Origin of the sequence: Flavobacterium sp. LC2016-01, assembly GCF_009711135.1 — a bacterium.
Lineage (GTDB): Bacteria > Bacteroidota > Bacteroidia > Flavobacteriales > Flavobacteriaceae > Flavobacterium.
On record NZ_WMIC01000001.1, the window covers coordinates 940330 to 961332 of the forward strand.

Sequence of the window (21003 nt, forward strand, 5' to 3'; positions counted from 1 at the left end):
GTAAAGCCTAAAGCGGAAACAAAGATGGATTTTTAAATTATTTCATTTCTTAAACTAGATCAAGAAATAATTCTAAATAAAACCTCTTATATTTACTTCTTATTTGTAAATGAAGTTATTACCCAAATTCCTAAAAGGAGATAAAAATGTTTCAGAAAATTCACGATTACCTTTCCAGATCAGCGCGTCTTTCTAAAGAAGAAGTAAAAATCTTTGAAAAAAATCTTGAACTCAGATTTGTTCCAAAGAAAACGATTCTGCTTAAGGCTGGGGAAATCTGCAATTTTGAAGCGTATATCAATAAAGGATGCATCAGAGAATATTTTATTGACCGAAACGGACAAGAGTTAACCCTCCAATTTGCTATTGAAGACTGGTGGGTGAGTGATATTACCAGTTTTGAAGATCAGGTGCCGAGTGATATGTATATTGAAACACTTGAAGACTGTGAACTTTTAGTTTTAACTCGTCAAGCCAAAGAAAATTTAATCAATGAAGTGCCGCATTTAGAACGAATGTTCAGGCTGATGATTCAGAGGCATTTATCAAAACTGCAGAAACGATTATTCAAAACTGTTTCTTCGACAGCAATGGAACAATATGTAGAATTTATTACTCGATATCCTTCTATTTCGCAGCGCGTTTCACAGCAATATATTGCGTCGTATCTCGGAATAACTCCTGAATTTTTAAGCAGACTTCGGGCAAAACATTTAAAAAGCGGAAAAGCTCAGGAATAATTATTTTTCTGTTGCTGTTTCTCTGTTTTTGATGTGATTTCGATGTGAAATTCCCCATTTGATCATTTCAGAAATTATGGGTCCAAAGGACTGACAATACGATGTAGATTCATAAAGAATTGGCACTAAAGCGTCTCGGTCTTCAGTTCTTTTGACCAAATTATTCAGTTCCATATCTTTTAATTCTTTGGATAACATTCGGGAAGTAATACCTGGAATACTTTCCTTGATGTCTTTAAAACGACTGTTTCCGTTGCAAATTGAATTGATTATAGGAAGTTTCCATTTTCCTCCCAAAACATATAAAGTATCCTGAAGCGCCTGAAACTCTTCTTTCTGATTTCTTGCCATAATTTTTAAACCTTATAAGTTATATAAGAAAATTTTAAGTTTTTGAGTACTTAAAATTTTTATGTGTTTTTTGTTTCCCGCAGATTTAGCAGATTGCGCTGATAATTTTTTGAGCTTGAGAAATCTGTATGATCTGCTAAATCTGCGAGAAACAAACAAAACTTTGTGTCTTTGCGCCTTAGCGGCATCAACAAAAGTATAAAAGAAATCATAAAAATAAAGAAATATTTTTATTTATGTATTTAACTACGTAGTTTTGTACTGTAAAAATTTTAATATCATGAAACCTATAATTCTTCCAATAGAAAACCAATACGAAAATGTTGTTGCCGACTTAATATTAAGTATTCAGATAAAGGAATTCAATGTTCCGATTACGAGAGAAGATCAGCCAGATTTATTTAATATTCAGAATTTTTATTATGCTGGAGGTGGCGGATTCTGGGGCGCTTTTATTAATGATGAATTAGTAGGAACGATAGCTTTGGTTAAGTTTGATGAAAATGCCGGAGCAATACGAAAGATGTTTGTAAAGAAAGAATTTAGAGGAAAAGAATTCTCGATTGCACAGAAACTGCTTGAGACTTTAATTGAATATTGCCGAGAAAATAGAATCGATGATTTATATTTGGGAACCGTTTCGATTTTAGAAGCGGCATTGCGATTTTATGAAAAGAATGATTTTGTTCGAATTGAAAAAGAATCGCTGCCAGAAAAATTTCCGTTAATGACGCCGGATAATGTTTTCTGTCATTTAACCTTAAAGAAATAACGATGAATATTATAGATGAATCAGGGATTTTAGCGATTTCGACGCGATTGCAGCGTTTGAGCGAGCAATTGCGCAAGGACGGTGCGTTAGTTTATAAATCATACGGAATTGATTTTGAACCCAAATGGTTTCCGGTTATTTATACGCTTCATTATAAAGATACGCTGAGTGTGGTTGAAATTGCGAATGAAATTGGATATACGCATCCGTCGACTATAAGTCTGCTGAAAGAGCTGGAAAAACAAAAACTGATCCGCTCTAAAAAAGACAAAATCGACGAACGAAAAAGACTCATTCAGCTTACAGCAAAAGGACAGGAGCTGATTGAACAAATGAAACCTGTCTGGAAAGTGATGAAAAGTGCTTTAACCGAAATTACAACCAACCAAAACAACCTGCTTAAAGCTATTGAAGAAGCCGAGAATAAAATTTTGCATCAGAGTTTTTTACAGCGGGCTTTGCAGTTAAAGAGTGAAGGGGAAGAATAATTTTTTTTAAATTTATACTTTATTAGTTTCTGAATTTACCAAACTTTGTAGGGAAAAAATAGATAATTTTGTATAAGTCAAGATCGAGTTTTATGAAAAAAAATGAAACAATAATGGTAAAAACAAACGTAACTCCTATGTCGAAATCGACAAAGAAAAAACTTGCAGAAGTTTTAAAGGAAATAAAGGGGAAAGATTTATTTCCTGAAAAAACTGAGTTTGCTAAAAAGACTTTACAAAATGTAAAATTACCAATGTAATTTTTTACAATTAAAAATAAATGACAAAAGCGATCTTTTTAGGATCGCTTTTTTTATATAATTGGTTAGAAAATGATAATCAGGAAATGTGACAAAATTCGATATGCTCCAAAAACTACTCCATTCAAATTCACCACACTCCCAAATACCGTTTTCAATATGTACGATAAAGTGTATGTTTTGGTTTTTGAATTTCGCTTTTTTCGCAAAACTTTAACATCTTCCAAATTTTAGTTCATAAGACAAATTGATATTTACGTATCTTTATAAAATAAAATTATAATCATGACCATTCAGCAATTAAAATATATCGTTGCTTTAGACGAAGAACGTCATTTTGCAAGAGCTGCCGAAGTTTGTATGGTAACACAGCCCGGACTTACAATTCAGCTAAAAAATCTGGAAGAAGAAATTGGAATCAAGATTTTTGACCGTAATAAAGTGCCGCTTACTCCAACGATATTAGGAATTGAGATTATCAATAAAGCCAAAAAGATTCTGCGTGAAGTAGATGAAATTCGGAATTTTGTGATAAACGAAAAAAATCTTCTCGAAGGAGAACTCAAACTCGGAATTATTTCGACTTTATCGCCTTATCTGATTCCGTTATTTATTCAGGCAATGAAAGAAGTGGCTCCAAAAGTACATTTCATCATCAAAGAAGCTTATACCGGAGTGTTAATGAAAGATTTAGAAACCGGTGCCATTGACGTTGCGATTATGGCGACACCAACCGGAAGTCCCAATTTAATAGAGCATGTTATTTTTAAAGAACCTTTTGTAGCTTATTTAAATCAGGCGCATCCTTTGGCAAATGAGGAATTTTATGAAATGCAGCCCAGCGATAAAACCGAATTATTATTGCTGCATCACGAATATTGCTATAATGCACAACTTCTAGATATCTGTGGCTTAAAAACGTCAGATAAAATAAAAGAACAGTTTACCTACGATATCAATTCGATTGAAACCTTAAAAAATCTGGTTCGGGCGCATTTGGGCTTTGCGATTATTCCGCAATTGTCAATTTTAAACGAAGCGCAATCACCACTTTTTAAACCTTTTAAAGAACCTATTCCGGTAAGGGAAATCAGTCTAGTAGTTTCCGATTCGTTTTCCAAAAAACTGCTTCTCGAAAAAATGAACGAAGCTATTTGGAACTGCCTGCCAGATTCACTCAAAAAAGATTTCGCCTACAAAAAAATACGCTGGAACGATTCGCCTTATTTTGTAAAGGCAGTCAGTAAGTTTATGTGAGAGTTTAAATTCCAACATGAAAAAAACAAATTCCAATATATAAAAATTCCAAATTCCAATTTTGTTAAGACTTGGAATTTGGAATTTCTTGTACAATTTTATTATTGAATTTTCAATCCAGTTATTGGAATTTGGAATTTAAAAATTTGGAATTTACTTTTTAGACGCCGCAATTATAACTTTTGCAACAGCTTCTGGCTGAGAAATGAAAACCACATGACTTCCTTTTATTTCAGTGATTTTAGTGTTCGAACGTTTGTACATAGCGCGCTCGATATCAGGATTGATACTTTTATCTTCAGTTGCTACGATTCCGTAAGAAGGTTTAGTTTTCCAAGCCGCTTTTGTGATTGGTGTTCCGAAACCATTTGCGTAGAAAGCACCTTGTGAAGCAAACATAAAATCAGCATCTTCTTTGCTTAAATCACCAGCAAAACCAGCGTGGAATTTCGCTTTGTCATAATATGCAATTCCTTTATCATCTGGAGGCAATACACCATTTTCAGGAGCTGGAGGTGCAGTCTGCAACCATTGAATAGAATTTTCTCCGCTGTCAGGCTGTAAAGCAGCTACATAAACCAAAGCCACAACTTTTGGATGATTTCCGGCTTCAGTAATTACCGTTCCGCCCCAAGAATGTCCCACTAAGATAGTTGGCCCGTCTTGTTTGTCTAAAGCTAAATTTGTTGCTCTAACATCATCAGCTAAAGAGCTTAACGGATTTTGAACTATGGTTACATTATATCCTTTTTTTGTCAAAATTTGATATAGGCCTTTCCATCCAGATCCATCTGCGAAAGCGCCGTGAACTAATACTACATTTTTAATTTGAGGTGCAGTCTGCGCGTTTACAGTTGTTGTAAAGACCAAACTAAAGATTATTGCTGCGAATGCTAAATAGCGATTAAATAATGTTTTCATTTTTAAAATTTTAGATTGTTGATTTTAGATTGTTTGTTGAAATTCCGTTTCCCCACAATCTTGTCATTCCGAGGAACGAGGAATCTCCGCAAGAAGCTCTACAAAGATTGGCGACTTACCAGACGGAGTTACTCGTGAAGATTTGCTTCGCCTATTCGCTATCGCTCGAGTCTCCTCCGTCGAAATGACAAGATTATGGGTAATTGGAATTTAAATTTATTTTAAATTTATTGAAAATTAATTAGTTAAGTGTAACTGCCAAAGTTATTTCTGTATTAAGAAGTTTCGAAATAGGACAAATTTCTTTTGCTTTTTGTGCTGCTTTCTGAAAATCTTCTGCCAAAATTCCAGGAACTTTTCCAGTAAGTTCTAACTGAATTAAAGTAATGGTTCCGTCTTCAAAAGTTACTTTTGCCACTGTGTCTAAATCTTCTGGAACAAATCCAGCTTCAGATAATAAAAAGCTCAATTGCATTGTAAAACAGCCTGAATGTGCCGCTGCGATTAATTCTTCAGGATTAGTTCCTACACCTTGCTCAAAACGAGTTTTAAATGATAATTGTGCATTATCTAAAGTTGTGCTTTGTGTACTAATGGTTCCTTTTCCTTCCATTCCTGTACCTTTCCAGTTTGCGTTTGCTCTTCTTGTAAATTTCATGATTTCTATATTTTAAATTATTTTTTAAGATGATCAAATCATTTCTTTGATTTTGATGAAGCAAAGGTATAGTGAAGGTGTTTATTAATCAAATTAATAATTTTTAATGGTTATTAATTTAACTTATAACTATTGATTTAAAAGGCTGGAGAGAGTAGAAACAAAATAATTTTCTTTTGACAAGCTGGGGTAAATGTTTTTCAATTGCTTTATTAAGTTTCAAGCAATGCCAATAAGAACTTGTTTACAGCTAAACAAAAAATTGATTTATCTGCTTACAGTTTGTACTTTTGCCATTATGAATGACAACTTTATAAATGAATACTTTGGTATAGGTATCCACAATGGTAAAACGCCTGAAAATTTGGGTGTTTTGTGGCGATCGGCTCAAAATTTAGGTGCTACTTTTATATTTACCATAGGCAATCGATATGCTAAACAAGCCTGTGATACCCATAACGCAGTCAAAGCAATTCCTTATTTTCACTATGATACTTTTGAAGCTTTTTACGAAAACCTGCCTAAAGGAGCGCGATTGGTTGGTGTTGAATTAGATGAAAACGCTTCCGATTTAGAAACCTTTGAACATCCAAGACGTTGTGTATATTTATTAGGTGCGGAAGATCATGGTTTACCTTTAAAAACAATGGAAAAATGTCATCATTTAGTAAAATTTAAATCCGAAAAAAGCTTAAACGTGGCCGTGGCAGGAACTATTGTTATGTATGACAGGAATTTGGCTAAGCCACGTTCTTAAAACTTAAACTACTAGTCCCGCTCCAGATTGTTATTAATTGCAGTGTGAAGTTTCTCGAGTTTCCACTTGTTCTAATATATTTCAGTTTAAATTTCTTTGATTATTGATGTCGCTACGAAGTCGGGAGACTTCGCAGAGCGGGGGAGGTTGGGAGTTTGATTTGTGATTAAAATAAAAAAGCGCAAACTCGTAAGAGATGCGCTATTGTTATTTTAGAAATAATTTATTCTTTAATGAAGTTGTTAAGTTATATTTTTTTGTTCTTTTAAAATTTATGACGCATCATTTCATATAAAGGAAAAAGTAATTTGAAAATTTTAAGTGTTTCAATTGGTAGATTGGTTTCTGACATTTCAATATCAGTGATTTGAAAGTCCTTACCAATTATAAAATATTTTTGAATATTATCTTTTTTACAAAATTCATGAAGTTCTTCAGATGAATTAAAATTATTGCAATATTCAGTATTTCCACCGACTGCAATAAAAAAATCATTAGGTAAAGAGTTTATGATTTGATAGAATTTATCTCTATAGGTTTTATTACGCATATTGTTTTTAAAAAAATCACGATCAAATATGCCTCCTTCATTTTCTTTGGCAAACAAAAGATAGATTCCAATATTTTTAAAATCAATTTTTAACTGCAATCTAGCATGATGAATAAAAGTCTGTTTGGCCTTTTGATCTGAGCCAACAATTTTTTGGTAATTTTTAATTTGATCTTCACTCTTACCATAACTTAGCCACATAGCATTAATAGGCCTCGGTTTAGTAGGATCAATTTGTCTTATCATTGAAATTAAATGATCTGACATTGGATTTGGCTCTAATGTTTGAATGTTATAGTCTTTGAAATAGGGAAAAATAGATTCATGTAATTCTTGGCACTTTATTTTAGCTAATTCCCTCTCATTGATAGCCTCATTGCTATTGTTGGACCATATTTCTCTTCTGAAAGCTAAATGATGTTCTTTTTTGAAGTATCTATCGGAAAAGTCGATACTCTCTAATGAATTATTGGTATAAACTGTTTTTTTAAGCTTAATACTTTTTCTTTTTTTCTTTATGTCTTTCTCGATTTCTGCATTAGAATAAAACTGTTCTTCATATGCTAAAATGTTTTCTTCTGTTAACGGAAAAGATTCTTTGTATAAAATTTTAAACCAATTTAAAATAGCAAGACAGTCTTTTTGATTAGTTATCTTATAATTTAATTCAACATTATCTTCAAGCCCTCCATCAGTTAAATTCGAAGAACCTATAAAAGCAGTGTAATTATCATTTTCTTTGAATAAATAAACTTTTGGATGAAAATTGTACTCGGTTTTATAAATACCTGATTCAAATAATTTTTTAGCAACCTTATTTTGCATTTTACGTAATACGGTGGGATGAGTTGGAAGATCTATTCCAACTAAATAATTTTGTTTACAATTTTCATTAATAGTATATTGAATATAGTCGTATGTGCTCTCTTTTATTAAAGCTACTGAAAACCATATCTCTTCTGTAGTTTTTAATAATTTTTCAAAATTTGATTTTAGATTTCTAACAATCATTTCTCTTTTAGCTTAGATTAAATTACTTAGATTGTAGCCAATCTTTTAAAATCATAAATTTGTTTGTTCCATTAACTGCTGGAAAAATGACATATACTCCTTTATTTCTAAAATCGCCTTTAAAATATTGATATGATTCGATCTCATAGATATATGGATATATTTCTAAATATTCAGAGCCTGAAAAGTCTGAATAGTCATTTTTAACAGGAAGAATTGCGATATTGTTTATATATTTTGCGGCATCTCCCAAACCTAATTCCCAATTACACCATTTAGAATTAATTGCTCCTTCAGTAGCTAATAAAATAAATTTATCATTCTCTTTTATTTTTTCTTTAATTCGGATTGCTGTATTACCACATGTTGTTTTTGGCATTCCCTCATCAAGCCAATCAATGTATATTTGAATACTTTGACTATTTAAAAAAGAGATTGCTCCTTCTAAATTTTCTAATTCATCATGCTTATGTGATAAGAAAATTTTAGTTTTTAAGAACTTCGATTCATTTCTAAAATTCCTTAGACTTTCTTTCAGAGTAAGAGTATAACTTTTCGTTGATTTTTGATAACCTCTTAATTGCGAAATATTTATTAAGCTCATGATTATTTTATAGTTTTGGTTATGTTATAATTATCTTTGCTATCTCTTAATTCAATAGATTTATCTAAATAAAAATTTAAATTGTTTTTAAAATCGGACCATTTTACGGATTGGATGTAACAACTATCTCCATAATAAACAGTACTTCCGTTTGAACATTTTTGAGTATTAGGATATTTAATATTAAACATGTTTTCTCTTAATATTTGAAAAAGAAAATTAGTATTAAGATTTCTACAATTGCAAACTTCATCATTAGTAATGTAATAATCATACCTTCCAAAAATATCAGGTAAAATAACTGCTATTACACCATTTGATAAACTCGTACGTCCATTTCTTGTATATTCTTTGAGAGAATATGAAATTTCCCAAGGAATCCATTGATCTTTTTCTGCATTCAAATTTTTCATTCCTTTAGAAACCAGTATGATTGTAATACTGCTATCATAAATTTTATCTCTTAAAGACGAGGCGATATACTCGTCAGAAAAATCAGCTAAACTTGTGCCGTCGTCTTCGCCTTTAAAAATATGATCGTCATTTTGCAACATTTTACACAATTCATCGACATAATGTCTAGCTTTTGTTTGAATCTTATGTATTCCGAAAACTGCATTATCATAGATATTTAAATCTTGAACTTGTGTATCTCCATATTTATATGAAACAAAAATTTTTCTTCCCATTTTATTTAGCAATTTTTTGGATGATTGAAATTATTTCTCTGATTGATTTATTAAGATCTTCTTTATCCAATTTTAAATTTGAAATATCATTAAATAATTCCTCTGTTAAATTGTACTTACTGTAGTCATTAGCTATTTCTTCAAATATTTCTTGAGCCATATATCCAGTATAAAAAATTGGGATTGGAATTAAACCTTTTTCAATCGCTATTTGAAATTCAATTTTTACTCCGGTCGCATTAATTATTTTATCTTCATTTTCCTTATTACCAAATAGAATTACAATAATCCCTGCTCTTGAAATCATGTTGTGTCTGTATTCTTCCCACAACTGTTTCAAATCCTTCCCTCCCGAAGGAAACTGAGGGAATGGTTTTAAAACTAATTGATTTTCAGAATATTTTTTATTTTCAGAATATACCGCATCTAGTGCACCATTAATAACGGCACTACCTACTCCTAAACCAAAACCATTTATAACATTTAAGTTTTTTTTGATAATTTCTTTTGACAAAAGATGAATAAAACTTTGAGCTTCTAATAATGTGAATTCGCCATAATCGACTGCACTTCCTGAAATAAATACTGAATGTGAATTATATCTTTTCTCGATTTCAGCTAATATTTCAGTTATATCAGTATAATCTTCAATTAATATTGTTGTAATACCGAACCTTTTTAATTCAGAAATAAATAACTGTTGCTTTCTTAAGTTATAATCTAATTCTACTTGATCACCACTAAAATCATGTATACTATATTTTTTCAGTAAACAGTAGTGTTCCCTATCTTTTTTCTTATATTTAAAGTTAAGCCTACTGAGAACATGGTCAATATTAGGATCTGTAAAACTAAACCCAATAAATAAAAATGTTTTTGAAATTAGTTCACCACTTAGTGTTGTTATGAATGCTTCATGAGTACTAAAATATCCTTCATAATCTTCTTTAGTTATAATAGCATCGCCCGGAAAATCAATATCTCCATGCATTTTATAAAGTATTAGATCGGATTTTGGCTTATTCTGAAATAGTTGCTTAACGGCATACTTATCATCAACTATTTTATTATATTTATTGCAGGTATCTTCAATTAAATTGTCATAATTTGTCGTCCAAATTGTTCTAAAGGGAAGACGCGCTATAATTCTGTGATTTTCAGTTTCTTCATTTTCTTCTGTGAATTCTTCTAGAATTTTTTTATTAATTCTAGCTCTCCCGTTTGCATTAACATGGTACTGGGCAATTGATAAAAGATCATATTCTTTATTAATGTCTAAATTCAATGATTTAGCAATATCTGAAAGCAATCCTTTCCAGTCCACATATCCTGCACCTCTTGACATTCCTGCGCCTACAAAAATAGAAGCATTTCCACTTCTTAAATCTTTTACATAATCGTTAATAAATCCATTAATTTCGGGTGTTTTAATTTTCATTTTTTTTTTGAGTTGGTGATTTTTAATGTTGCTTATTTAATCTTTTTTAAGACAGTCAACAATTTTGGAATTTTATCAACTTGCGTTTCTGTCCAAAAAGTATAGTTTAAAACTTTGTCATTATCGTAACTGTTTAATTTTATGCTGATTCTTCTAGTTCTTTCATTAACAAAATAATACATAGTCATTTCCTTTGCTTTAAAGATAAATTCAGAAGATTTGTCTTTTAGTTTTAAGTCAAGGTTTGGTATAACATTATCTTCTACGAAATTTATAAATTCTTCAATTTCATCGATTCCAATCCAAGCAGTTTTATAGATGTCAGGATTTTTAATATACATATCAATTTGTAGAGCATTTACTTTTGTTCCTGCTTTTAAATCAATAACTTCAATAGGGTAAAAATTAACTAATTCACCAATTCCAGATTTAAATTCAGCGGTTGTATTCCAATCTTTATTAATTCTTGTGAACTGAGCTTTATCCATAAATTGTCTTGTTGAAGATTCAATATTTTCTTTTTGAGAATATGAGACAATAGAAAATAGAATTAGGATGATGGTAAGTAAGTTTTTCATTATAGAAAATTATTGTTCGTTTAAACAAAGATTATTTTTTTAATTATTCACTATTTTACGGAAATCCATAATCCATTAAAAAAATGCTTTAACAAGTATATCAATAATCCAAACCCAAAACAACGAGTATTTATACGGTATTTTTCTAACAGATAATATATTTTAAAATTTGAAATTGTTTGATAATTATATTATTCCTAAGTTTGGAAGTGAAAGCAATTCAGTAGTTATGGGAAATTATAAAAAAGTAATTCAGGAGTTAATTGAATTTAGAAATGAAAGAGATTGGAAACAATTTCATGATTCAAAAAATTTAGCTTTAGCTATTTCAATTGAAGCTGCTGAACTAAATGAAATTTTCTTATGGAAGAAAGGAGAGGATGTAGAAAACGTAAATCAAGATAAATTAAAAGAAGAGCTAGCTGATGTGCTCTCATTTGCTTTCTTATTAGCAGAAAAACATAATTTAGATATATTTGAGATTGTTTCTGAAAAAATTAAAAAAAATGCTTTAAAATACCCTGTAGATAAAGCTAAAGGTTCGGCAAAAAAATATGATGAATTATGAATCAAACCCAAATGTTTTCTATTAAAAAATTTGATTTCGATTCAAACCTTGTAAATGAGTTTAATAATATTCACTATGTTAAAGATCTATGGCCTGTTGTTTATATTTTAAGCGATGAGATCGTCAAAGAAGCATATGTAGGTGAAACAGCCGATATGTATTCAAGGATGAGAAGTCATTTAAAGAATAATACCAAAAATAAATTAACGGCTGTTCATTTAATTTTAAGTGAAAGATTTAATAAATCTGCAACATTAGACATAGAATCCAATCTTATTAAATATATTTCTGGAGATGGACAATATAAATTAATTAATGGAAATATCGGATTAGCCAATCACAACTACTATCAAAAGAGAGAAGTATATGGTGATATTTTCAAATCTATATGGGACAATTTAAGGACAATTGGAATAGCTAAACATTCTATCGATTATATTGATAATTCTGACTTATTCAAATATTCACCTTATAAAGCTTTAACTCAAGAACAAAAAAATGGTTTAAAGGTGATTATGAAAAACCTTTTAGACAATACATACAAAAACATTATAATTGAAGGTGGTGCAGGTACAGGAAAAACCATTTTAGCAATTTTTCTATTTAAATTAATTAATACTTCTAATGAAGATTTTAATTTCGAAGAATTTGGAGATGAAGAGCTTGAATTCCTGGAGATGGTCTTTGAATTAAAGAAAAAATATCCAAATCCTAAGATGGCTCTTGTTGTTCCTATGTCATCTTTTCGAAGTACTCTTAAAAAAGTTTTTAAAAATATTAAGGGACTAAATGCTAATATGGTAATTGGTCCTGCAGAAATTGTAAAAGATACTTTTGATATAATTATAGTAGATGAATCACATAGGTTAAGAAGACGTGTTAATTTAGGTGCCTATTTTAGAGCATTTGATGTTGTATGTGAAAAGTTAAATTTTGATAAGCATTCTTGCAGTGAATTAGATTGGATAGTAAAGCAGTCTGAAAGTGCAGTTTTTTTTTATGACGAAAATCAATCTATAAAACCTTCGGATGTTAAGAAAGAAGATTTTGATAAACTAAAATCACATAGTTTAAGTAAAACTGAATATTTGAAATCTCAGTTTAGAGTTAAAGGAGGTAATGATTATGTCAATTATATCGATAATCTTTTAAAATGTAAATTAACTAAGTCTGATATAATTTTTAATGTCAAAGAATATGAATTTATTCTTTTTGACTCAATTGAATCGATCTTAAGTGAAATAAAGGCTAGAGATATAGAAAATGGTTTGTCAAGATTAGTCGCAGGATATTCATGGCCGTGGATTACTAATAAAAAAGATGCTAAACAAGACTATGATATTGAAATCGGGAATACTAGATTAAAATGGAATAGTACAAATATTGATTGGGTCAATTCTTTAAATTCAATAAATGAAGTTGGATGTATTCATACTATTCAAGGTTATGATTTAAATTATACCGGGGTAATTTTTGGGAAAGAAATTACTTATGATAAAAAAAATAATCAAATTAAAATTTTAAAAGAATACTATCATGATGTAAATGGAAAACAATCCATCGTTGATGTGGAAGAGCTGAAAGATTTTATTTTGAATATTTATAAAACAATTATGCTTAGAGGCATTAAAGGCACTTATGTATATGTTTGCGATAAAGACTTAAGAGATTACTTTTCTGAATTTATTCCAAAATATAAAATAAAAAAGGAAACAGAATATCTTGAAGATAATAAAATTGTTCCATATGTAAATAGCATTCCATTATATGATTTAAATGTTGCAGCAGGGTATTTTAGCGAATTGCAAACTGTGAAAGATTTTAAATGGATTGCATTAAATAAAACATATAAAATATCAGATGAATTATTTGCTTGTAAAGTTATTGGTGAATCAATGAATAAAATAATTCCAAATGGTTCAATTTGTATGTTTAGAAAATATTCGGGTGGTTCTAGAGATGGTAAAATTGTATTAGTCGAACATTCAAGCATACAAGATCCTGATTTTGGTTCAGGATACACTATTAAAGAATATAGGAGTAAAAAAAGCATTAAAAATGATACGTGGAGTCATGAGTCAATTATTTTAAAGCCTCTTTCATTTAATCCTGATTATGAAGAAATAGTTATAGAAGATGACGAATTGATTAATTTAAAAGTTATAGGAATTTTTGAGACTATATTGTAAGATTTTTAATAAATAATTTTTCATGCAAAGAATACACAATATTAAACCCTTATTTGAGGGTTTAATATTTAAATCATAGACAAACCTTTACTCTACGTCCAGATAACGATTAAGATCTTGGCTAGTTCATTGAGCCAATAAAAGCTGCTTTCTAGTTTGATTATTTCTTGATAAATAGCTTTGTTTTCTCTTGGCAGATCTAAAGTTATGACAAAATTTGCCTGAATTAAGGCTTTTGCTATTAATACTTAAATATTTATAATTCAATTCATCTTCCTCAAAATATTCGCAGTATACTCCATGATACCACCAAAAAAGCAACCTCTTTTCCAATTTAACTTTGTCCCATTAATTTAAAAACATAAAATAATGGACAATTTAAAAGATAAAGTAGCCGTAATAACTGGCGGAAACAGTGGTATAGGTTATGCTACAGCAAAACAATTAAAAGAACAGGGAGCAACGGTTATTATTACCGGAAGACGAAAAGAAGCGATTGAAAAAGCGGCGCAGGAATTGGGCGTTACTGCAATTACAGCAGATCAGTCGAGTGTAGCAGATATCGAAAATCTAGTTTCAAAAGTAAAAGCAGATTTTGGAACTGTTGATATATTGTTCATCAATGCCGGAATTGCAGGTTTGGGAACTATCGATCAAGCCACAGAAGAGCAGTTTGACAGTATTATGAATGTCAATTTCAGAGGGGCTTATTTTACTTTAAGCCGTTTTATTCCGGTTTTAAAAGATGGTGCTTCGGTGGTATTCCTTTCTTCAAATACTGCTAGTATGCCTGGGCCTGGATCTTCGGTTTATTCGGCGAGCAAGACTGCTTTGAATTCGGTTATGAAATCTGCTGCGCTGGAATTGGCGCCTAGAAAAATCAGAGTGAATTCGGTTAGTCCGGGACCTACGGAAACAGAAGTCATGAAAAAAGTAGGCTTAGACGAAGCAACTGTAAATGGTATTATGGATATGGTTGTCGAGAAAGTGCCGTTAAAACAAATGGGAAAATCTGAAGATGTTGCTAAAATGGTTTCGTATTTAAGCAGTGAAACAGCGAAATTCATCACCGGAGCTGATTTTATTATGGATGGGGGAATGGTTTTATCTTAATTGTTAATTGTTAATTGTTAATGGTGAATTATTAATTGTTAATTCTTCTGATGATTTAACCGCAATCCCGATAGCTATCGGGAGCTAAGGTTTACGCAAGGTTCGCAAAGTTTTATTTACAAAGCTTTGCGAACTTTGCGTTTATAGTTAAACCTTCCAAGCCAAAAATCTTTGCGCACTTTGCGGTTAAGTTATTCGCATTTCAAACTCATAACTCATAACTCAAAATTTCTAACTTCAAGACTGTCCATTTCACCCCAAATTTTGTCCGTTTGGACTATTTTTTGATGCCATAAAAAGAATTGTCAATATACTTTTGACCCAGAAATTAATTGATTACCAGTTGATTTAAAATTAATTACAATGGAAAATATTAAAAAATTAGAAACAAGTCGAGTTATGAAAGTTGCTGCCGTACAAATTAGTCCTGTCTTATATAGCAGAGATAAAACAGTAGAGAAGGTTGTTAACAAAATAGCAGAACTTGGGAAACAAGGCGTGCAATTTGCCACGTTTCCAGAAACAATTGTGCCTTATTATCCTTATTTCTCTTTTTTGCAGGCTCCCTTTACGATGGGAAAAGAACATCAGCGCCTGCTTGAAGAATCAGTAACAATTCCGTCTGATGCAACTGATGCAATAGGAAAAGCAGCAAAAGAAGCCAACATGGTAGTTTCTATTGGTGTGAATGAAAGAGATGGTGGAACAATTTACAATACACAACTCCTTTTTGATGCCGATGGAACACTTGTTCAGCGTCGTCGAAAACTGACACCCACTTACCATGAGAAAATGGTTTGGGGACAAGGTGATGGTTCTGGCTTACGTGCCATTGACAGTGCCGTTGGCCGTATAGGTCAGCTTGCTTGTTGGGAACATTACAATCCATTATTCCGATACGCCTTGATTGCAGACGGAGAACAGATACATTCTGCTATGTACCCGGGATCTATTTTTGGTTCGGTGTTCAGTGAACAGACAGAAGTAAATGTTCGTCAGCATGCCCTTGAATCAGCTTGTTTTGTTGTGGTTGCAACGGGATGGCTGGATGAAGAGCAGCAGGCTCAAATTGCTAAAGATACTGGTGGGCCAATTGGAGCCATCAGCGGAGGCTGTTTCACAGCTATTATTGGTCCCGACGGACAAATTATTGGCGAAGCACTTAAATCTGGAGAAGGAGAAGTAATAGCCGAAATTGATTTTGCACAAATAGATGCCCGCAAAAGACTTATGGATGCAAGCGGACACTACAGCCGTCCGGAACTTTTAAGTTTACTGATTGACAGAACTCCAAAACCTCATGTTCACGAACGCACTGAACAAGCCATTTTGCAAGAATAATTTTTGCAGAATCAAAACAAAAAACAAAAGATACAAAATGAAAAATAAAGCAAATATCATTGCTCATACGTTATGGGTGATACTATTCTCTCTTGTGTTGAGTGAAGTTACCGCACAGGAGAAAATAAAAACAGATGAGTCAATTCGTCCCTACCGCGTAAATATTTCAAATGCCGATTTAAAAGATCTAAAAGAACGTATTCAGGACACAAAATGGCCAACCAAAGAAACTGTTGCAGATCAATCTCAGGGAGCCAATCTGTCTAAAATGAAAGGCTTAGTACAGTATTGGGGAACTGGTTATGACTGGAGAAAAGCAGAAGCAAAATTAAACGCTTATCCACAATTTGTAACTAAAATTGATGGTGTTGATATTCACTTCATTCACGTTCGTTCTAAAGAAAAGAATGCGATGCCTCTTATTTTAAGTCATGGATGGCCGGGATCCGTATTTGAATTTATAAATGTTATTGGTCCATTAACGAATCCGGTTGCTTATGGCGGAAAAGCAGAAGACGCTTTTGATGTTGTTATACCTTCATTACCTGGTTTTGGTTTTTCGGGCAAACCAGCAGAAGCCGGATGGGATATTGACCGCATTGCAAAAGCATGGGCTGTATTAATGAATCGTTTGGAATATAAACAATACGTTGCCCAAGGTGGTGACTGGGGAGCTGGTATTGTAAATTCGATGGCATTGCAAGCGCCAAAAGGATTGCTTGGTATTCATAGTAATTTGCCGGCAACATTGCCAACAGAAGGAGGAAAGGCTCTTGCAAGCGGTATAGCGCCAGAAAGTTTTTCAGCAAAAGAACGCGCTTCGTTTAATCATCTTAGCAAAGCAATTAAGGAAGGCGATTTCACTTATAAAATGACAATGGCCACAAGACCTCAGGCAGTAGGTTATGCGCTGAATGATTCTCCGGCCGGTCTTGCCGCATGGCTTCTTTTGCATCCGGGTTTTGCTAATTGGTCGTATGGAACTGATCCTAAACAATCGCCAACAAAAGATGAAGTTTTAGATGATATTTCATTGTATTGGCTTACCAATAGTGCCACTTCTGCAGCAAGGATTTATTGGGAAAACAGAAACATTGAGATCGTTGGTTCGGCTTCAATGAAAACAGACCAGATCAAATTGCCTGTTGCTATTACAGTATTTCCAGAAGATGTCTTTACATCACCGGAAACTTGGGCACATAAGGCATTCAAAAATCTAATTTATTTTCACGAAGTAGATAAAGGAGGGCATTTTGCAGCTTGGGAACAGCCTCAACTGTTTACAGCAGAGCTGCGTCTAGCTTTTAAATCACTTAGATAATTTAAAAAAGGTGCTAAGGGACTAAGATGCTGAGTTGCTAAGATTTTTAACTCAGAGACTTAGAATCTTAGAATCTTATTAACGGCAGAACTACATCTTGCATTTAAATCGCTTCGATAATAAAAAAACAGGCTAAGATTTTTAACTCAGAGACTTAGAATCTTAGAACCTCAGAGTCTTAAAAAACAACTATAATTTAAATAAATCAAAAATGGAAACAAACAATTCAAAAGTGCTTTACACAGCTGTAACGCATACAACAGGTGGCAGAACTGGTGAATCTCGCAGTTCAGATGGTAAATTAGATATTAAACTTTCAAGTCCGGGATCAACAGGTCCGGGAACAAATCCGGAACAATTATTTGCAGCAGGCTGGTCAGCATGTTTTATTGGAGCGATGGGAAAAGCAGCAGCAAATTTAAAAGTAACGCTTCCTGCAGAACAGTATGTCAGTACAGAAGTTGACTTAGTTTCAGGTGATGATGGATATTCATTACAGGCGCGTTTAAACATTAGCTTGCCTGGCCTAGATCCAGAAATTGCCAAAAGCATTATAGAAGGGGCATCACAAACTTGTCCTTATTCTAAAGCTATAAAAGGCAACGTCAAAACAGAGTACAACCTTATTTAAAAAAAGGAAAATCTTCTTAAAGGTCCTGATTCTATTTTTTTAGAATCAGGGCCTTTTTAATTTAAGAATTATGAAACAAAAAGTCATTACCGCTATTATCATAGGCTTCATTACTACAGGCCTTATTTCTTTTACACTCATCAGCATTAACATTGGCTACAATGAAAAGTTTTTATTCAAATGGTTGAAATCTTGGTTTATAGCTTATCTTATTGTTATTCCGGTTATTTTGATAATTGGACCAAAAGTGGCTTCATTGGTTTCTTATTGGCTGAAAGAAAATGAATAATACGCATTGATGCTGAAACAATACTGTAACGCGGATAAAACTTCAACTTTTGGCCTGTCCATTTCACCTCTGACTTCGTCCGTTTGGACTATTTTCTGATTTCGTAAGAAGGGATATCGAAATACTTTTGACGAAGAAATTAACAGATATTCAAATAATTTAAAAATTAAGAAAATGGAAACTAAAAAACAAAAAACATGGGTTATAATAGCGATCATCATTTTAGGTATAGTCGCTTTTTTAATTCCGAATCAAATTGCGGCGCAAACCGGAATAAAACGTACTGATTTGCAAAAACACGATTTGAGTATTCCGGGAAGAGAAACTGTTCAGGCAAGAATTGATTTTAACGAACATACGGCTTTCGGAAAACATTCGCATCCAGGAGAAGAAATTATTTATGTACTGGAAGGCGTATTGGAATATGAAGTTGAAGGTCGAGGGACAGTCATTTTAAAAGCAGGAGAAGTACTTTTTATCCCCGCTGGAGTTGTTCACTCGGCACGAAATAATACCGATTTAAAAGCTTCTGAATTGGCAACTTACATTGTTGAAAAAGGAAAACCGGTTTTGGTTTTGAAGAAATAGGTTTATGAATAGTTTAACCGCAAAGCACGCAAAGATTTTTTGGCTTGTAAGGCTTTATAAAAGCGCAAAGATCGCAAAGCTGTGCGAAAAAGACTTTGCGAACCTTGCGTAAACCTTAGCGCCCTTTGCGGTTAAGTCTATTCGCATTTCACTCATAACTCATAACTCAACAGCTGTCCATTTCAACTTTTACTTTGTCCACTTCACCTTTTTTCTTCTTTTAAAACGAGCATTGTCGAGATACCTTTGACGAAGAAATTAACTGATAATCAACTAATAAAAAATAAATAATTATGAAAACGATATTAAAAATCAAAAACAGTTTTACAAATGCAGTTCTTTTAATTGCTTTTCTTTTAGTAAGCACAGCATCAATTGCACAGACAGAAAAATCAGAAGGTTCACTAGGAACTTTAAAACAAATCAACGCCGGATTATTGAACGTTGGTTATACAGAAGCAGGCCCTTCAAATGGAACTCCGGTAATCTTGCTTCACGGCTGGCCTTACGACATTCACAGTTACAATGAAGTTGTTCCGATTTTAGTTTCAAAAGGATATCACGTTTTTACGCCTTATTTAAGAGGTTTTGGTACAACAACCTTCCTTTCAAAAGAAACGTTCAGAAATGGACAGCAAGCGGCGTTAGCAAGTGATCTTATCGCTTTTATGGATGCGCTGAAAATTGATAAAGCCGTAATTGGCGGTTTTGACTGGGGAGCAAGAACTGCAGTAGTTACAGCAGCGCTTTGGCCAGAACGCGTAAAAGGACTGGTTTCAGTAAGCGGCTATTTGGTTGTAAATCTTGAAGCAAATTTAAAACCGCTTCCTCCAACAGCAGAATTAGGCTGGTGGTACCAATATTATTTCGCAACTGAAAGAGGAAAACAAGGGTACACTCAAAATACTTACGATTTCAATAAATTAATCTGGAAAATCGCTTCTCCGCTATGGAATTTCGACAAAGCAACTTACGATCAAACGGCTCAGTCTTTTGATAATCCAGATCACGTAGCAATCGTAATTCACAATTACAGATGGAGACAATCATTAGTGGCTGGGGAAACAAAATACGACAATCTTGAAAAACGTCTGGCTTCAAAACCAGTAATTAAAATTCCTGCAATTACAATAGGAAGTGATTTTGACGGCGCTTTCGCGGATGGAAAAGCATACGCCAATAAATTCACAGGAAAATACGAACACAGAATTTTAAAAGGAATCGGACACAATGTGCCACAGGAAGATCCAAAGTCATTTGCACAAGCAATTATTGACGTCTCAAAATAATGGTGAATGGTAAATGGTGAATGGTTAATTAATTTTCTACAGCTCACTTTTTACATTTCACAAAAAATAACAACAACACAAAGCATATAATAATTTACAATTAATAATTCACAATTAACAATTAACAATTAAAAAAGTCATGGAAACAAAAATCTTATACACAGGAAAAACACACACAACAGGTGGCAGAGAAGGCGCTTCTCAAAGTTCAGATGAGCAATTGAATATCAAATTAAGTTCTCCGGGATCATCACGTCCAGGAACAAATCCAGAGCAGTTATTTGCTGCAGGATGGTCGGCTTGTTTTATAGGAGCTTTGGGTATTGCAGCGTCAAAATTAGGCATTAAACTTCCAACAGAAACTGCTGTAGATGCAGAAGTTGATTTATGCGTAACAGAAGGCGAGTATTCTTTACAAGCACGTTTAAACATCAGCCTTCCGGGAATTGATCGTGAAACAGCAGAAACTTTGGCGGCACAGGCACACCAAACTTGTCCGTATTCTAAAGCTACAAGAGGAAATATAAACGTTGAGCTTAATATTCTTTAATTTTAATGATGGACAACCTGCAAGGTTTTCAAAACCTTGTAGGTTTAAAT

The 21003-nt window shown here is 32.6% G+C and carries 24 protein-coding genes; 16 read left to right on the forward strand and 8 right to left on the reverse strand.

Features of this window, described 5'->3' with window-relative positions; translation table 11 throughout:
• Positions 1-146: 146 nt before the first annotated feature.
• Positions 147-740, forward strand: a complete 594-nt coding sequence (locus GKZ88_RS04150; protein ID WP_155101129.1) for a Crp/Fnr family transcriptional regulator — start codon at positions 147-149, stop codon at positions 738-740.
• Here the strand turns inward: GKZ88_RS04150 and GKZ88_RS04155 are convergent, their stop codons facing one another.
• Positions 741-1091, reverse strand: a complete 351-nt coding sequence (locus GKZ88_RS04155; protein ID WP_155101130.1) for a helix-turn-helix domain-containing protein — start codon at positions 1089-1091, stop codon at positions 741-743.
• A gap of 280 nt (positions 1092-1371) precedes the next feature.
• Between GKZ88_RS04155 and GKZ88_RS04160 the strand changes: the two genes are divergently transcribed.
• The 4 genes from GKZ88_RS04160 to GKZ88_RS04175 all read left to right on the forward strand — a co-directional run bounded on the left by GKZ88_RS04160 (position 1372) and on the right by GKZ88_RS04175 (position 3868).
• Positions 1372-1863 carry a GNAT family N-acetyltransferase gene (locus tag GKZ88_RS04160; RefSeq protein ID WP_155101131.1) on the forward strand — a complete coding sequence of 164 codons (492 nt, stop codon included), beginning with the start codon at positions 1372-1374 and terminating at the stop codon, positions 1861-1863.
• Between the two features lie 2 nt (positions 1864-1865).
• Positions 1866-2351: a MarR family transcriptional regulator gene (locus GKZ88_RS04165; protein WP_155101132.1), complete on the forward strand. Its 486-nt coding sequence runs from the start codon at positions 1866-1868 to the stop codon at positions 2349-2351.
• Positions 2352-2443: 92 nt separating this feature from the next.
• Positions 2444-2611 carry a hypothetical protein gene (locus GKZ88_RS04170; protein ID WP_155101133.1) on the forward strand — a complete coding sequence of 56 codons (168 nt, stop codon included), beginning with the start codon at positions 2444-2446 and terminating at the stop codon, positions 2609-2611.
• 285 nt (positions 2612-2896) lie between these two features.
• A complete protein-coding gene (locus GKZ88_RS04175; RefSeq protein WP_155101134.1) occupies positions 2897-3868 on the forward strand; it encodes a hydrogen peroxide-inducible genes activator in 972 nt (323 codons plus the stop codon).
• Between the two features lie 153 nt (positions 3869-4021).
• On the opposite strand, the gene GKZ88_RS04180 is transcribed toward GKZ88_RS04175, so the two are convergent.
• Both GKZ88_RS04180 and GKZ88_RS04185 read right to left on the reverse strand, forming a co-directional pair.
• A complete protein-coding gene (locus tag GKZ88_RS04180; protein ID WP_155101135.1) occupies positions 4022-4789 on the reverse strand; it encodes an alpha/beta hydrolase in 768 nt (255 codons plus the stop codon).
• Between the two features lie 241 nt (positions 4790-5030).
• Positions 5031-5447, reverse strand: coding sequence for an OsmC family protein (locus tag GKZ88_RS04185; RefSeq protein ID WP_155101136.1), 417 nt, complete (start codon positions 5445-5447; stop codon positions 5031-5033).
• Positions 5448-5745: 298 nt separating this feature from the next.
• Between GKZ88_RS04185 and GKZ88_RS04190 the strand changes: the two genes are divergently transcribed.
• Positions 5746-6204, forward strand: coding sequence for an RNA methyltransferase (locus tag GKZ88_RS04190; RefSeq protein ID WP_155101202.1), 459 nt, complete (start codon positions 5746-5748; stop codon positions 6202-6204).
• A 265-nt stretch (positions 6205-6469) separates the two neighbouring features.
• Here GKZ88_RS04190 and GKZ88_RS04195 read toward each other — a convergent pair whose 3' ends face one another.
• Genes GKZ88_RS04195 through GKZ88_RS04215 form a run of 5 tightly spaced genes read right to left on the reverse strand, consistent with a single transcriptional unit; the run spans position 6470 to position 11074 of the window.
• A complete protein-coding gene (locus tag GKZ88_RS04195; protein WP_155101137.1) occupies positions 6470-7765 on the reverse strand; it encodes a phospholipase D-like domain-containing protein in 1296 nt (431 codons plus the stop codon).
• A 22-nt stretch (positions 7766-7787) separates the two neighbouring features.
• The gene (locus GKZ88_RS04200) at positions 7788-8369 is read right to left on the reverse strand and encodes a toll/interleukin-1 receptor domain-containing protein (protein ID WP_155101138.1); all 582 of its coding nucleotides are present in this window, start codon (positions 8367-8369) and stop codon (positions 7788-7790) included.
• Between the two features lie 2 nt (positions 8370-8371).
• Entirely contained in the window at positions 8372-9058 is a 687-nt protein-coding gene (locus GKZ88_RS04205; protein WP_155101139.1) for a TIR domain-containing protein, read from the reverse strand.
• 1 nt (position 9059) lies between these two features.
• Positions 9060-10496 (reverse strand): SIR2 family protein, encoded by a 1437-nt coding sequence (locus tag GKZ88_RS04210; RefSeq protein WP_155101140.1) that lies wholly within the window; start codon positions 10494-10496, stop codon positions 9060-9062.
• Between the two features lie 32 nt (positions 10497-10528).
• On the reverse strand, positions 10529-11074 hold the full coding sequence (locus GKZ88_RS04215) for a hypothetical protein (protein ID WP_155101141.1): 546 nt from the start codon (positions 11072-11074) through the stop codon (positions 10529-10531).
• Positions 11075-11303: 229 nt separating this feature from the next.
• Between GKZ88_RS04215 and GKZ88_RS04220 the strand changes: the two genes are divergently transcribed.
• The 10 genes from GKZ88_RS04220 to GKZ88_RS04265 all read left to right on the forward strand — a co-directional run bounded on the left by GKZ88_RS04220 (position 11304) and on the right by GKZ88_RS04265 (position 20953).
• Positions 11304-11642, forward strand: coding sequence for a nucleotide pyrophosphohydrolase (locus tag GKZ88_RS04220; protein ID WP_155101203.1), 339 nt, complete (start codon positions 11304-11306; stop codon positions 11640-11642).
• Complete coding sequence (locus tag GKZ88_RS04225; protein WP_155101142.1) at positions 11639-13831, forward strand: DNA/RNA helicase domain-containing protein; 2193 nt, start codon at positions 11639-11641, stop codon at positions 13829-13831. The genes GKZ88_RS04220 and GKZ88_RS04225 overlap by 4 nt, the downstream gene beginning before the upstream one ends.
• 369 nt (positions 13832-14200) lie before the next feature.
• Positions 14201-14944, forward strand: coding sequence for an SDR family oxidoreductase (locus GKZ88_RS04230; protein WP_155101143.1), 744 nt, complete (start codon positions 14201-14203; stop codon positions 14942-14944).
• 363 nt (positions 14945-15307) lie between these two features.
• Entirely contained in the window at positions 15308-16285 is a 978-nt protein-coding gene (locus GKZ88_RS04235) for a nitrilase-related carbon-nitrogen hydrolase (RefSeq protein WP_155101144.1), read from the forward strand.
• A 37-nt stretch (positions 16286-16322) separates the two neighbouring features.
• Positions 16323-17606 carry an epoxide hydrolase family protein gene (locus tag GKZ88_RS04240; protein ID WP_155101145.1) on the forward strand — a complete coding sequence of 428 codons (1284 nt, stop codon included), beginning with the start codon at positions 16323-16325 and terminating at the stop codon, positions 17604-17606.
• Positions 17607-17817: 211 nt separating this feature from the next.
• Positions 17818-18237, forward strand: coding sequence for an organic hydroperoxide resistance protein (locus tag GKZ88_RS04245; protein WP_142449061.1), 420 nt, complete (start codon positions 17818-17820; stop codon positions 18235-18237).
• Between the two features lie 70 nt (positions 18238-18307).
• A complete protein-coding gene (locus GKZ88_RS04250) occupies positions 18308-18526 on the forward strand; it encodes a DUF2798 domain-containing protein (protein WP_155101146.1) in 219 nt (72 codons plus the stop codon).
• Between the two features lie 174 nt (positions 18527-18700).
• Entirely contained in the window at positions 18701-19114 is a 414-nt protein-coding gene (locus tag GKZ88_RS04255; RefSeq protein ID WP_155101147.1) for a cupin domain-containing protein, read from the forward strand.
• A gap of 293 nt (positions 19115-19407) precedes the next feature.
• A complete protein-coding gene (locus tag GKZ88_RS04260) occupies positions 19408-20403 on the forward strand; it encodes an alpha/beta hydrolase (RefSeq protein WP_230392457.1) in 996 nt (331 codons plus the stop codon).
• 139 nt (positions 20404-20542) lie between these two features.
• On the forward strand, positions 20543-20953 hold the full coding sequence (locus tag GKZ88_RS04265; RefSeq protein ID WP_155101148.1) for an organic hydroperoxide resistance protein: 411 nt from the start codon (positions 20543-20545) through the stop codon (positions 20951-20953).
• Positions 20954-21003 lie beyond the last annotated feature (50 nt).